The organism is uncultured Shewanella sp. (assembly GCF_947501665.1).
Classification (GTDB): Bacteria; Pseudomonadota; Gammaproteobacteria; order Enterobacterales; family Shewanellaceae; genus Shewanella.
In genome coordinates this window covers 104,302-119,474 of the sequence record NZ_CANMWS010000003.1, presented here as the reverse complement: position 1 = coordinate 119,474, position 15,173 = coordinate 104,302, and the positions used below count along the sequence as shown (strand labels likewise).

The following is a 15,173-nucleotide window of genomic DNA, read 5'->3' as shown; positions in this document are numbered from 1 at the left end:
GACGGTGGTATATCACTTTAAAATAGCATAATACAAATGGCAAAAATAATACGCTTAAATAAAATAAAATAGCTGATTGATAATATTAAACTTTACTCTGGTAAACTGTGTTCATCTGGACTGTAATAGCTCAGCAACCACCCTCTTTATCCATAAAGTCCATAAAATTTAATTGCATTAAAGTCGAGCTTAGAGACTTAATGATCGCATTATGTCTGAAATAACCACATTTTAATCATAAAATATTAGGTACAGCCTCCCCCTCTAAACCGCTTTTCTTTGTCAGAGAATCCCCCACGTGACATGAAAAACTCGCATATTCATATCAATTGAATATAAGAGACTGTTAATCTGACTCTTTATTACGGCATTTTTTCTCATTCATGTACCAATCCTAAAATCGATAATAAACCTGAACTCGGGATAATGAGTGTCAAAGAACATTGGTAATCCATTTAAAGTCAATAGGTTAAAATCAGCCCAATTATTCTTTATTGTTTAATTTAGCTAAATACCGCTATTTTTGTCTATATCAAGGCGGGATTTCGTATCTAATAGTGGACTATTAGTAGAAAACACAACATAGATAGGGGCAAAAAAAGCGCTATTGTGCGGCGCAGCTTATCCTGAGTTCAGGTTAATAAGCCTCACCCACACTGATAACGACTCATGTACAAGTTTTACGCAGTCCTTTTTATCAAAAAAATGCATTTTTTACCGATTACACACTCAATCAAATAAAAATACAGATTAAATATAACACAATGGCTAATTATTGCCTTTTTAGTGACACTTAAAATTTTATTCAACCCTATTTATCATTTGTTTTATATACAAATAAAATAAAAAATAACCAATTAAACCAACTTCTATTATAAAAAATAAAATATTGGCTTTTTTAGGAAGATATGATGATTAAAGTAAGCCATATTTACAGATTAAAATTATTATAAGAGCACAAATTATGCCCATTACTTTAACCAGTATCCAAGGTATTAAAGATTACGCGGTTGAAACCATAAGAGTCGAGCCACATTTAGTATTAAATAACAAGATTTATAACATTACAGTGAGTGATGCTGATGAAATCTGCATTAAACGCGATCATAGTCATATAGAAGATCAATTAAAACGACCGCTAATAGCTGTCAAAGATTTCTTTTTACGAGCACGCGATCCAGAACAAAATGCCACTCAAACTCGAGGGCAGCAACTCAGTAAAATAATTGACACACATTGCCGACAGAAAGTTCTTGATATCAAATATACCCCTAAGGTTAAGCACTATGAAGGGGCAAATAGAGATGTATACATTACGCCTGATGGAAAAGGAGTTAAAGTCAGTAAATCTTCATCACCAAAAGATGCACTCGCGCAGGCTAAAACCTGCTTAAGGCTTAATGAAATCTACACTAGCCCACATTTTTATAATGGAAAATACGCTCATTTGGCGACCCATAAAGTAGAGCGTATGATAGACATAGATCAAAAACCGATTAGCGTCAGTACATTCAACACGATACCGAATTGTGAGCAACTCACTTGCCATAAAGAAAAAGGCGGTATTTACAGAAATCATGATTTTGAAGCTATTCCGGGATCCGTACTCAAAATGTTACGCAAAGCAGGCTTCAATCCCTGGGATGTGAAACCTGATAACTTTGTCAAAATCAAAAATAGTGAAGGCGGTTATGATTATTTGCCTATCGATGCAAAATATATCGGTACCATTGGGCTAGAACGTAGCAACAGCTTACGCACTAAAGAAATACTCCAATTACAAAAACAATCCGGCCAGCAATATGCTTTTAATGGAGTTTATGTTGATAAAAACCAATAATTTCCAACCTAATGCCTTATTAAACTCAAAAATGAATCAATATTTCCCTTCCGTCTTATATGGTAAAGCTAGTAATCAGTTCAACAGCAAGGTAAAATATCCCGCTATTTTTTTCAGTATTCTTAAGAGTGATGCAGACTGATGAGTAAAAAACTCCATATTAAAACTTGGGGCTGTCAAATGAATGAGTATGACTCATCAAAGATGGCTGACTTACTTGATGAATATCAAGGGTATACCTTAACAGAAGAAGCTGAAGAAGCAGACGTTCTATTATTGAACACTTGCTCTATCCGTGAAAAAGCCCAAGAAAAAGTATTTCATCAATTAGGCCGCTGGAAAAAATTAAAAGATAAAAACCCTGATCTCATTATTGGCGTCGGTGGCTGCGTGGCTTCTCAAGAAGGTAAAGCCATTAAAGATCGTGCCCAATGTGTAGATCTTATTTTTGGACCTCAAACCCTTCATCGCTTGCCTGAAATGATCGATCAAATTCAAGCTGGTGGAAAAGCCGTCATTGATGTCAGTTTTCCTGAAATTGAAAAATTTGATCGTCTACCAGAACCAAGAGCCGATGGCCCCAGCGCCTTTGTCTCTATCATGGAGGGTTGCAGTAAATATTGCTCCTTCTGCGTCGTTCCCTACACTCGTGGTGAAGAAGTCAGTCGTCCATTAGATGATATTATTCTTGAAATTGCTCAATTGGCCGAACAAGGTGTTCGTGAAGTCAATTTATTAGGCCAAAACGTCAATGCGTATCGCGGCGCCACTCATGATGATGACATTTGCACTTTTGCTGAATTATTACGTTTCGTCGCCGCCATTGATGGCATCGATAGACTGCGCTTTACCACCAGCCATCCTATCGAATTCACTCAAGATATCATTGATGTTTATGAAGATACGCCTGAATTAGTGAGCTTCTTACATTTACCGGTTCAATCAGGCTCCGATCTTATTTTAACCCAAATGAAACGCGGCCATATGGCAATTGAATATAAATCCATTATTCGCCGCTTACATAAGGCTCGTCCAGGTATTCAAATTAGCTCAGACTTTATTATTGGTTTTCCGGGTGAGTCCAAACAAGATTTTGCAGATACCATGAAGCTCATTGAAGACGTAGGCTTTGATCACAGCTTTAGCTTTATCTATAGTGCTCGCCCAGGCACACCTGCATCAGATTTACCCGATGACGTCAGTTTAGAAGAGAAAAAAGAGCGCTTAGCGATTTTACAAGACCGCATTACTCAACAAGCCATGCGTTATAGCCGTAACATGTTAGGAACAGTGCAACGTATTTTAGTTGAAGGCCCTTCCATTAAAAACCCAATGGAACTCAGAGGACGCACCGAAAATAATCGTGTGGTTAACTTTGAAGGTCAACCTAAACATATTGGCAGTTTTGTTGATGTAGAGATAGTCGATGTCTACACTAACTCTTTGCGCGGTAATTTCATTCGTGGCGAAGATGAAATGGATTTACGTCGTGATTTACGCCCATCTGACATCTTAGCCAAACATAAACAAGATGACGATTTAGGTGTAACACAATTTATTCCATCATAAATCCACACACTTAAGTAATAAGAAAGGCAGCATAGTAATGCTGCCTTTTATTTTTGCTTTAATGGAGCGGAAAATAAGGTTAGCATTTCTGTCCATAGACTCGTAAACTAATAGAATGACAATCAGTATTTGGAGTGATTTTTGTCAAATAAGTTAACTACGCTCAACCTGTATCTTGAACCTGCTGAAACACGTCGACTCGCCTCTCTTTGTGGCCCTTTTGATGACAATATCAAGCAATTAGAACGCCGAATCGGTGTTGAAATCAACTATCGCGATAACCATTTTCAAATCGTGGGCTTACCCAAAAACTGTTTAACGGCTAACAATCTGCTTAAAGCGCTATATATTGAGACCCAAACGGTTAAAGGCAGTACACCAGATCTTGAACCTGATAAAGTTCATATTGCTATTCAAGAAGCTGTTGCATTAGAGTTTGAAGCACCAAGTGATGATAAGTCTCTCTATATCAAAACAAAACGAGGTGTTATTAAACCAAGAAATCCCAACCAAAGTGACTATGTATCCCATATTAATAGCCATGATATTACCTTTGGGATCGGTCCTGCTGGTACAGGCAAAACCTACCTTGCGGTTGCTGCAGCTGTGGATGCATTAGAGCGACAAGAAGTCAGACGTATTCTATTGACACGACCTGCTGTAGAAGCAGGAGAAAAGCTGGGATTTTTGCCTGGCGATCTAAGTCAGAAAGTCGATCCTTATCTTCGCCCTTTATATGATGCATTATTTGAAATGCTTGGCTTTGAAAAAGTGGAGCGCTTAATTGAGCGTAATGTCATTGAAGTGGCGCCATTAGCATACATGCGTGGCCGAACCCTCAATGATGCCTTTATTATTTTAGATGAAAGCCAGAATACTTCTGTCGAGCAAATGAAGATGTTCCTTACCCGCATTGGCTTTAATTCAAAAGCGGTGATCACAGGCGATATTACCCAAATTGATTTACCCAAGCACCAAAAATCAGGTTTGCGGCATGCAATTGAAGTATTAAGCCAAGTGGAAGAAGTCAGTTTCAACTTCTTTCAGGCAAAAGATGTCGTCAGGCATCCTGTCGTTGCCCGCATTGTTGAAGCTTATGAAGAACATGAATTAAAATGCCAACATCCCCGTGGCAGCAAAGACCGTCAGCATCAATTACAGGAAGTCAAACAAAATGAGTCTTGATCTTATTCTCGACAGACAGATAGCCATTGATGAGACGGCCAGTTTGCCCAGTGAAACGGATTTAAGCTTATGGGTCAGCACTGTTCTTAAAGGGCGTATGAATGAAGCAGAAATCACCATACGCATCGTTGATAACGAAGAGAGCCAACAGCTTAACAGTGATTATCGAGGAAAAGATAAACCCACAAATGTGCTTTCTTTTCCTTTTGAAGCCCCTGCTGAAATTGAACTGCCGTTATTAGGCGATTTAATTATTTGCGCCCCGGTGGTCTCAAAAGAAGCTCAAGCGCAAAATAAGACTTTGCAAGCACATTGGGCTCACATGGTTGTACATGGCACTCTTCATCTGCTAGGGTATGACCATATTGATAATAATGAGGCTGAGGAAATGGAGTCAATCGAGACTCAAATTATTACCCAACTTGGCTTTGAACCCCCCTATCAGGAGCAGTAACAGACTCACATGAGTCAGAGAAATACTATGAGTGATGATATCCCCCCGAGTACAAACGCCCCAAGGAAAGGCTGGCTTGATAAAGTTAGTCAATTATTCCAGGGCGAACCACAAAATCGTGAAGAATTAGTCGATGTGATTAACGATGCTGAGCAACGTGAAGTCATCACTGAAGACACTCGAGAAATGATTGAAGGCGTATTGGAAGTCTCAGATCTTCGTGTCAGAGACATCATGATCCCTCGCGCACAAATCGTTAGCCTCAATATCGATAATACTGTCGAAGAGCTATTATCCACTGTGATAAGCTCCGCTCACTCACGCTTTCCTGTCGTGAATGATGACAAAGATCATATTGAAGGTATTTTACTGGCAAAAGACTTACTCAAATATGGGTTTAAAAATAACGAAGCGCCGTTTACCTTAACCCAAGTTATCCGTCCAGCCGTTGTGGTACCAGAAAGTAAACGGGTAGATGTATTACTCAAAGAATTCCGCTCTCAGCGATATCATATGGCCATAGTGGTCGATGAATATGGTGGTGTATCAGGACTTATCACCATTGAAGATATTTTAGAAGAAATTGTTGGTGAAATCGAAGATGAATTTGTACATGAATCCGCCGAAGAAACCGAAATTCGCCAAGTGGCTAAACATGTTTACATGATTAAAGCGCTGACTCCCATCGATGACTTTAATGACAAGTTTAACACCCGCTTTAGTGACGAAGAATTTGATACTGTTGGCGGCTTAGTGTCTCATGCGTTTGGACACTTACCAGCAAGAGATGAAAAAATTACCATAGACGGTATTGAATTTAAAGTCGTCAGCGCCGATACGCGCAGACTGATTCAACTAAGCGTCAAACTTCCTACATCCAATATTGAAGAAAAAGTCACTTAAGGCTTCTCACTTCAATTGAGCATCACTATGAGGCTAGCATGCTGAATACATTTCGGGCGTTAGCCCATCATCCTATTGGAAGGCTAGTATTAGCCTATCTAGCTGGCGGGATAACCGCTCTAGCATTTGCCCCCTATTTTTTATGGCCTGTTTATTTCATTGCCCTCACCTTTGTATTGCATCAAAGTCAACATTTATCAGCAAAAACGGCTTTTACATACTGGCTCAGTTTTGGTTTTGGTTGTTTTTCTGTCGGGATCAGCTGGGTTCATGTCAGCATGGATCATTTCGGAGGCTTGCCCATTATAGCCTCATTAGGCTTAATGGCCTTATTGGCGCTTTATTTAGGACTTTATGCAGGCTTAACAGGCTATTTATTACAGAAAATAGCTCCTAATACGGGGATATTACGCAATCTCATCTTATTTCCCGCGCTGTGGACATTGACCGAATGGGCAAGAGGTTGGGTGCTAACGGGGTTTCCTTGGCTGTGGGCGGGATACAGTCAAACCCAAGGCCCACTCAAAATGCTCGCCAGTGTGATTGGGGCCTTAGGCCTCAGTTTTATCATTGCGTTACTTTGTGGCGCACTGGCATTATGCATCCAAAAACGTTGGAAAAGCCTCGCCATTTTAATACCTGTCATAACGGTGTGCACCTTAGTTGCCATTAATACCAGTGCAATTACTCCCATACATAAAACGGTTAATGTCGTCTTAGTACAAGGTAATATTCCACAAAGCATGAAATGGCAACCTGAGGCACTCTGGCCAACCATGCTAAAATATATGGATCTCACTCGACCTGAATTTGCCCCTGTTGATAATGCTTTTAAGCATGACGATAACCCATCAAATCAAGAGTCACAATCCTTATCAAACCCACAGAATAAACAAGCACACACTGACGCAGATTTAATTATCTGGCCTGAAGCGGCCATTCCAGCGCCTGAATATTTGGTCGAAGATTTTCTCAGTAATGCCAACCGTGTCGCGAATTTAAATAATAGCGCCATACTCACAGGTATTATTAGTCAGCAAGGCGATGATTTTTATAATTCACTCATCGTGCTTGGAAATCATAACAAAAAAACACAAATGCAAGCCGATTACCAAGGCAATGGTGTCAATGAATACAAAAAACATCATTTACTTCCTATCGGTGAATTTGTGCCTTTTGAGGCCCTTTTAAGGCCCTTAGCGCCCTTCTTCAACTTACCCATGTCTTCTTTTGCACGAGGTGCCTATCAACAACCTAACCTCACTGCATTGGGTTATCATATTTTACCTGCGATCTGTTATGAAATAGCCTTCCCAGAACAAGTCAGAGCCAATTTTAGTAACGATACTAACTTATTACTCACTATCTCTAATGATGCGTGGTTTGGCCGCTCCAATGGCCCGTTACAGCACATGGAAATCGCTCAAATGCGAGCAGTAGAGTTAGGCCGCCCTTTATTAAGAGCAACCAATACTGGCGTGACAGCTATCGTGAATGAAAAAGGCGTTATTACCAAAAAATTACCCCAATTTGAAACGGGTGTATTAACCGCTAAGGTACCTTTATTAACCGGTATGACCCCTTTTGCTCACTGGGGGGAGTGGCCAATACTACTGTTAAGCGGAATGTTTTTTATGATTGCCTTGAGCATTCGTTTCAAGCAAAAATAAAACTCAACATGAAAGATGCCGCAACGAACAAGATCCCGCGGCATCTTATTGTTCTTCAAAAAGGTTGATCGACTATCATCTGTACCTGCCCACCTTCTTTTGACGCAGCCAAGTCCATTCTCACCAGCATGCCATTGACAAATGCTCGCATCCCCACCCCTGCATTCCAACGCATATGGGAGTGTAATGTGTCAATTTGCCATTCAGGAGCCACTCGGCCTAATTCAGCAAATACTGCCCATTGCCAAAAAGGAATTTTCAATCTTTTAATCAATGGAATATGAGGAAAAGGATTCCACTCTGGGATCATGCGATATTCCACTTGATAATCAATGGCCGCTTTGTCTTCAAACCGATTAGCATTGTAACCTCTAAAGCGATCCCAGCCACCTAAGCTCAATCCTGAAAAAGGCGGTGGACGCTTGAACACTGTTTGACCACCAACCACTGTCGTGTCATCCCATGTAGGAATATCCAATGTCCACACATCAAAGGCCAAGACTTGCTGTAAAAAAAAGTCACTTGTTCCTAAATTGATATATTTAGAAAAAGATGCTTCAATTGCCGACCATTCAACAGAATCACTTAAATTACCCCAATCATGTTTAAATTCTGCTTGTAAGGTATATCCTCGACTAGGATTAATTGGCCAATCACGATTATCTATATAAAATCCGACTCCAACACCTGAAGTGGCAAATTGCCCCACCCCCTTCAAGTCTTCTTTGCGATAAAACGGCCTAAGTTGTAAATAACTTCGACCTGAAATAAGCGGGTTCCACGACTCCCCTCCACTGGCGGTATCAGGCACTAAAATGGCTCCATCAATTTCATAACGATCAATAATTTGCTTTTTGCCATTACCTATTGGCAATAAGTAATCTAGATTCAATCGATACCATTGGTCATCTGCACTGATTTCAATATAATCATTTTCATTAGAATCATTAGTCCGGTCAGTATAATAATCAACACTCCCCCAATGACCGGCTAATATTTTAGCTTCTAAGAAGAATCGCTTATAAATTTGTACATCTTCAATTTGAAAATAAGCTATTTTTGAGTCATTCGTTGAGTAAATAAAGTTTGCGAAAGCCGTTATTTGAGGCTGAAATACACCTTGACTTGCTAACACAACACCAGCAGTTGCTGCTGTGACTTGACTATAATAAGGATAAGGGATCACAAAATTTTTCTGACTGACCGTATTGGCCATAGTGCCTTTTGCCCCCACAATCTCATCGGTATTGTTAACTTGTATTGTTTCCTCTGCTTGGCAAGTAAAGTAACAAATTGCCAAAAGAAGATAGCAATATTTATTCATACTAATTCCTTTTATTTATTCCCCCTTACCATCCTTAAACTCAATCCTTATATCAAGGGAGGATCATGACATGGTTAAAAGCATTTATCGTTAAGTCACCCATTTTTGATTCATTCAACATCCATTATGGCGTCAATGCTTCGCGATAAAATTCATCATTATCGCACTCTGGACAATCTGGAATGAGATCTGGAAATTCAATATACATTTTATGACCGCAAGCCGTGCACGCTAAACAACCTTGCGCAATAATTTCACCACTGTTATAGACTCCTTGATGTTTAAAGTCTTGTGTCATCTCGGTCCATTCAAGTTGGCTTCTATCCGTGATTTCACTTAGCCAATGCCAAAATGTATTTTTAGCTGCAATAATAAAAGGGCTATGACTCAAATCTGCAGCATTCTTCTCTTGTAAAAAGCTTGCAATGTCTCTTTTTAAAAATTGTTCGACTAAAGCGAGCTCATCTTCTTTAATTTGTGCTTTTAGCGCCAAATATTCTTTACACTGAGATACTTCTTTATATAACTTCTTTATAGTCATACTGTTATCATGTTCATGTTCCTTTTTTACATGTTCAAATAATTCAGCATATAGCTTTAATAAGGCCTGGCTTCGCTCACTCATAATAAATACTCCTCACATGATCCTTTTTAATAATGCACTTCTGGTTTATTCTATGCCCATATTTTACCCGCGCAAAAAACAGCGCTAGTTCCAATAATAGGCGGCATGGCCGGAAAATGATTGATGCAAGAGCAATATAATCCTTCAACAGTTGAAGAAAAAGTGCAAGAGCACTGGAAAAACACCAAAACATTTGAAGTGACAGAAGACGAAAGCAAAGAAAAGTTTTATTGTCTTTCAATGTTCCCTTACCCTTCTGGTCGCCTGCATATGGGCCATGTACGTAACTACACAATAGGCGATGTTGTTGCCCGTTACCAAAAACTACAAGGTAAAAATGTCCTTCAGCCTATTGGCTGGGATTCCTTTGGTCTTCCTGCTGAAAATGCGGCAATAAAAAACAGTTCAGCACCTGCGCCATGGACCTATGAAAATATCGACTACATGAAAAACCAGCTTAAAATGCTGGGTTTTGGCTATGACTGGAGCAGAGAAATAGCCACCTGTACTCCTGAATACTATCGTTGGGAACAATGGTTTTTTACCAAACTATACGATAAAGGCCTAGTCTACAAAAAAACGGCTTCGGTCAATTGGTGTCCTAATGATGAAACCGTTTTGGCCAATGAACAGGTCATTGATGGCTGCTGCTGGCGTTGCGACACAGAAGTGGAACAAAAAGAAATTCCTCAGTGGTTTATCAAAATTACTGAATATGCGGATGAGTTATTAAGCGATATCGATAAACTTGAAGGCTGGCCTGAACAAGTTAAAGCCATGCAACGTAATTGGATTGGCCGCAGTGAAGGTATTGAAATGACCTTCCAAGTTGAAAATCAAGACAGTAGTTTTGATATTTATACAACTCGTCCCGATACCGTAATGGGTGTCACCTATGTCGCCATTGCAGCCGCTCACCCCCTTGCGTTGCAAGCCGCCAAAAACAATGCTGAACTCACCGCTTTTATTGAAGAATGCAAAAATGCAGGCACCACTGAAGCTGAAATGGCCGTCATGGAGAAAAAAGGCGTCGCAACCGGTCTAAATGCGATTCATCCATTAACGGGTGAAGCGGTGCCAATCTGGGTGGGTAATTTTGTCTTAATGAATTATGGTACTGGCGCAGTCATGTCGGTTCCTGCTCACGACCAACGTGATTATGAATTTGCCCATAAATATGGCATCACTATCAAAGGTGTTATCAAGCCAAATGAGGGTGAGCTCGATCTGAGCGAGGCGGCTTTTACTGACAAGGGCACTTTGTTTAACTCTGGGGAATTTGATGGCTTGGATTTTCAAGCTGCTTTTGATGCTATCGATGCCAAACTAGTGAAAGAAGGCAAAGGAAAACGTCAAGTCAACTTCCGCTTGCGTGATTGGGGCGTGTCTCGTCAACGTTATTGGGGCGCTCCCATCCCAATGGTCACACTCGCCGATGGCAGCGTCGTGCCCACACCCGAAGAGCAGCTACCTGTAATATTACCTGAAGATGTCGTTATGGATGGCATTCAAAGCCCAATCAAGGCAGATAAAGAATGGGCTAAAACGCAAGTTAACGGTCAAGATGCACTGCGTGAAACGGATACTTTCGATACCTTCATGGAGTCATCTTGGTACTATGCACGTTATTGTAGTCCTGATGCTGATGCCATGTTAGATCCTGCAAAAGCCAACTATTGGCTACCCGTAGATCAATATATCGGCGGGATTGAACATGCTTGCATGCATTTACTTTACTTCCGTTTTTTCCATAAGTTACTTCGAGATATTGGACTGGTTGACTCAAGCGAACCTGCCAAACGCTTACTAACCCAAGGTATGGTATTGGCCGATGCGTTTTACTACACCAATGAAAAAGGTGCACGTATTTGGGTTGCCCCAACAGATGTAACAACAGAAACTGATGATAAAGGACGTATTGTCAAAGCTACCGACAGTGAAGGCCATGAGCTTGTCTACACTGGCATGAGCAAGATGTCGAAATCAAAAAATAATGGTATCGATCCTCAGGCCATGGTTGAGAAGTACGGCGCAGATACAGTGCGTTTATTTATGATGTTTGCTTCACCTCCAGAACTGACATTAGAGTGGCAAGAATCTGGTGTAGAAGGCGCACATCGATTTATTAAACGTTTATGGAAACTCGCTCACGATCATATCAGTCAAGGACCCACCGTCCCACTGGATGTCACAAGCCTCAATACCGAACAAAAAGCACTTCGCCGTGAACTTCATAAAACGATTAGCAAAGTCGGTGACGACTTAGGCCGTCGTCAAATGTTTAATACTGCTATTGCCGCTGTCATGGAATTGATGAATCACCTGCAGAAAGCACCGCAAACCACAGAGCAAGATAGGGCTTTAATGACCGAAGCCCTTTCGGCACTGGTTCGTTTACTTTACCCTATCATTCCTCATGTTACATTTAACTTATGGCATGAACTCGGGCATAATGACGACATTGAAAATGTATTATGGCCTGAAGTTGACGAAACAGCGTTAGTCGAAGACAGTAAGCTCATCATTGTTCAAGTTAATGGTAAATTACGTGCAAAAATCACCGTTGCCGCTGATGCAAACAAAGATGCTGTTGAAGCCTTAGCAATGGACGCAGAAGGTGTGATTAAACACACCGACGGGAAAACAATCCGTAAAGTGATTTTTATCCCAGGAAAACTACTCAATATTGTGGCGAATTAACACACTAAAAAAGTAGGCCAACGAGAGATTATTGGCCTATTTGAGTAAACAATACCAAGCCTATTGCAACACGCATTTTAATAGGCTTGGTAATATAAAAAGTACAAAACCCAATACAGCTATTGTGAATTTCACTTTTAGCGCTCATTATTGGTTCACTATTAATGAGACTTAACGCTATTATTGTTATTATCAAGCATAGCTAACTAAGGAATAATAATCACTCCTATGCTCATCAAACGCATAATTACATTAATTTTTTCGTTCATTATCCTGTTAAGTGTCGGTTGTGGTTTTCGTTTACAAGGAAACTATCAGTTACCCTCACAATTAGACACCTTGAGCTTATCCACTCCAGATGAGTACAGTGAATTAACCCGGCTAATGAAAGAAAGGCTGCGACTCAATCAAGTCAATCTTGTTGATCCTGCAAAAAATGTCGCCACATTACGCATCATTAAAGACTCACTTGAACGTATGGTTTTATCTGTATATCCGACAGGTAGTGTTGCTGAATATGATCTCACCTATACTGTTTTTTATGCTGTACAGCTACCAGATGAAGAATCTCAACCTTTTAGCGTTGAAATTCATCGGGAATACCTAGATAACCCAAGTGCGGCCCTCGCTAAAAGCCGAGAGCGCAGCCTATTACTAAAAGAAATGCGTATACAAGCGGCGGATCAAATAATCCAGCAACTCTCTAGTATTGAAGTCAATTGATTTCACATTGTTGAAATCCATTATATTCATCACTTAATAAGAGTACAATTAAGCCCAAAAGCGACTAGGCTCTGTGCCGTATGAGAATCAACCAATGAGAGTTTACCCGGATCAAATCAGCAAACACCTCTCACCATTGAAACAATGCTACATGGTGTTTGGTGATGATCCTTGGTTATGTGAGATCACACGCTGTCACATATTACATAAAGCCAAAAAGCAAGGGTTTGATGAAACCATTCAGTTAACTCAAGAAGCACAATTTAATTGGGACGACTTGCATGAGCAATGGCATACACTCAGCCTATTCTCTACTCGCCGGATCATTGAATTGACTTTACCTCAAGCTAAACCAGGCGCCCAAGGCAGCGCTATGCTGCAATCAGTACTGAAAGTCCCTAATCCTGATGTTCTATTATTAATTACAGGCCCTAAAGTGGCCAGTGAACAAACAAAAAGTAAATGGTTTAAGAGCCTAGATCAGGCTGGTATATTCATTCCTTGTCCAACACCAGAAGGGCCACAATTTCAACGTTGGCTCGATGAGCGAATTCGTCATTTTAAACTGCGTATCAATAATGATGCACAAAAAATGTTAACGAGCCTTTATGAAGGTAATTTATTGGCGGCAGATCAAGCCTTGCAATTATTAACATTACTCAGCCCAACACAAGAGATCCACAGTCATCACCTTGAACAATATTTTGTTAATCAATCTCGCTTTAGTGTTTTTCAGCTCATGGATGCATTGTTATATAATAAACAAAAAAAAGCGCAGCATATACTTGTTCAATTAAAAGCTGAAGGTGTCGCTCTGCCCATTATATTATGGAGTTTGTTTCAAGAGGTTACTAAGTTATCACAATTAAAAACAGCCCAAGAAGACAAGCTAACATTACAAAACTTGTGGACACAACTGCGTATTTGGGATAAAAAAAAATCGGCTTATCAAGCAACGTTATCTCGGCTCACTCTCTCTCATATTGAGCATTTGCTTATCAAAACATCAGCATTAGAAATCAAGGTTAAACAACAAGGCTATGATGATTGGGTTGCATTAAGTCACCTATGTTTATTATTTGATCCTCAAGCCCACTCTCAGCTGGCCCATATCGAAATATAGAGTGTATTTCATTAACATTAATACCCTGTGTCATATTATTTAGGAACAATACATGCATATAGGCATATTAGGAGGCACTTTTGACCCCCTTCATTTTGGACATATTCGCCCAGCTCAAACGGTTCTCAAAGCATTAGCACTGGATGAGATTTGGCTAATGCCAAATCATATTCCTCCCCATAAAGAAAAAACAGTTGTCACCACACAAGACAGACTCAATATGGTTGAACAAACATGCAAGACCTTAGCGCAATTCAAGCTTTGTGATTTAGAAGCTAGACGTGAAGCCCCTTCTTACACAGTAGCCAGTTTAACGCAATTAACCCAAGCACATCCTGAGCATACATTTTACTTTTTAATGGGAATGGATTCCTTTTTATCGCTTCCTCAATGGCACCAATGGAAAACATTGTTCAATTTATGTCACTTAATTATTTGCCAGCGCCCCAATTGTAATTTAACAAAAACAGACCCAATATATATTGAATATAAAAAACGCTTATCAATCACTAAAAATATGCAAAAGAAAAGTGGACTTATTTACCATATCGATATAGAAGAACAGCCCTATTCTTCAAGCAACATTCGCCACCAATTAAAACAAAAGATTCTTGATACTACCGCTATGCCAATGCCCGTTTGCCATTACATAAAGGCACATCATTTATATCAGTAAATAATACGGGTAAATATAAGATCATAAAATTAACATAAATTAACTGTATAAAACATTAGAACGACAAGATAAATCATTACATAAATATGCATAATAATTTTTTACTTAAAAACGCAAATTATTCCACTTTGCTGATAACTCAAACATGAAAAGCACACTCATCAACAAAATACTTGCTTCATCACCATGTTATGTTGATATAAATGAAACCATCATGATCGATGTTTAATGCGATATGCATTGAATATATGTATGTAAAGAACTATTCTGACTGTACTTTAAATGGCACTTGCTAATAAATGCCATTTTAGATTACTCAATCTCAACTCGACTCCGATTTATTTATATTTTGTCTATATTTGATAATGCTATCATCTTGAG

General features: G+C 39.6%; 12 protein-coding genes. 10 read left to right on the top strand and 2 right to left on the bottom strand.

Annotated elements, in window-relative coordinates; all coding sequences use genetic code 11:
* Positions 1-964: 964 nt before the first annotated feature.
* The 6 genes from Q0976_RS03140 to lnt all read left to right on the top strand — a co-directional run bounded on the left by Q0976_RS03140 (position 965) and on the right by lnt (position 7,621).
* On the top strand, positions 965-1,840 hold the full coding sequence (locus Q0976_RS03140) for a hypothetical protein (protein WP_299490881.1): 876 nt from the start codon (positions 965-967) through the stop codon (positions 1,838-1,840).
* Positions 1,841-1,981: 141 nt separating this feature from the next.
* Positions 1,982-3,409, top strand: coding sequence for a tRNA (N6-isopentenyl adenosine(37)-C2)-methylthiotransferase MiaB (miaB, locus tag Q0976_RS03135; RefSeq protein ID WP_299490879.1), 1,428 nt, complete (start codon positions 1,982-1,984; stop codon positions 3,407-3,409).
* A gap of 141 nt (positions 3,410-3,550) precedes the next feature.
* Positions 3,551-4,594 (top strand): PhoH family protein, encoded by a 1,044-nt coding sequence (locus Q0976_RS03130; RefSeq protein ID WP_299490877.1) that lies wholly within the window; start codon positions 3,551-3,553, stop codon positions 4,592-4,594.
* Entirely contained in the window at positions 4,584-5,048 is a 465-nt protein-coding gene (ybeY, locus tag Q0976_RS03125; protein WP_299490874.1) for an rRNA maturation RNase YbeY, read from the top strand. The genes Q0976_RS03130 and ybeY overlap by 11 nt, the downstream gene beginning before the upstream one ends.
* Positions 5,049-5,075: 27 nt before the next feature.
* Positions 5,076-5,951, top strand: coding sequence for a CNNM family magnesium/cobalt transport protein CorC (gene corC / locus Q0976_RS03120; protein ID WP_299490871.1), 876 nt, complete (start codon positions 5,076-5,078; stop codon positions 5,949-5,951).
* A gap of 38 nt (positions 5,952-5,989) precedes the next feature.
* On the top strand, positions 5,990-7,621 hold the full coding sequence (gene lnt / locus Q0976_RS03115) for an apolipoprotein N-acyltransferase (RefSeq protein WP_299490869.1): 1,632 nt from the start codon (positions 5,990-5,992) through the stop codon (positions 7,619-7,621).
* A gap of 55 nt (positions 7,622-7,676) precedes the next feature.
* Here the strand turns inward: lnt and Q0976_RS03110 are convergent, their stop codons facing one another.
* Positions 7,677-8,945 carry a BamA/TamA family outer membrane protein gene (locus tag Q0976_RS03110; protein WP_299490868.1) on the bottom strand — a complete coding sequence of 423 codons (1,269 nt, stop codon included), beginning with the start codon at positions 8,943-8,945 and terminating at the stop codon, positions 7,677-7,679.
* A gap of 124 nt (positions 8,946-9,069) precedes the next feature.
* Positions 9,070-9,570, bottom strand: coding sequence for a zinc ribbon-containing protein (locus Q0976_RS03105; RefSeq protein WP_299490866.1), 501 nt, complete (start codon positions 9,568-9,570; stop codon positions 9,070-9,072).
* 123 nt (positions 9,571-9,693) lie between these two features.
* Between Q0976_RS03105 and leuS the strand changes: the two genes are divergently transcribed.
* The 4 genes from leuS (at position 9,694) to nadD (ending at position 14,792) form a co-directional block, all read left to right on the top strand.
* Positions 9,694-12,270, top strand: a complete 2,577-nt coding sequence (leuS, locus tag Q0976_RS03100; RefSeq protein WP_299490864.1) for a leucine--tRNA ligase — start codon at positions 9,694-9,696, stop codon at positions 12,268-12,270.
* Positions 12,271-12,498: 228 nt separating this feature from the next.
* Positions 12,499-12,993, top strand: coding sequence for an LPS assembly lipoprotein LptE (gene lptE, locus Q0976_RS03095; RefSeq protein ID WP_299490861.1), 495 nt, complete (start codon positions 12,499-12,501; stop codon positions 12,991-12,993).
* Positions 12,994-13,087: 94 nt separating this feature from the next.
* Positions 13,088-14,116, top strand: a complete 1,029-nt coding sequence (holA, locus tag Q0976_RS03090) for a DNA polymerase III subunit delta (protein WP_299490859.1) — start codon at positions 13,088-13,090, stop codon at positions 14,114-14,116.
* Positions 14,117-14,168: 52 nt separating this feature from the next.
* A complete protein-coding gene (nadD, locus tag Q0976_RS03085; RefSeq protein WP_299490858.1) occupies positions 14,169-14,792 on the top strand; it encodes a nicotinate-nucleotide adenylyltransferase in 624 nt (207 codons plus the stop codon).
* The last annotated feature ends 381 nt before the right edge of the window (positions 14,793-15,173 follow it).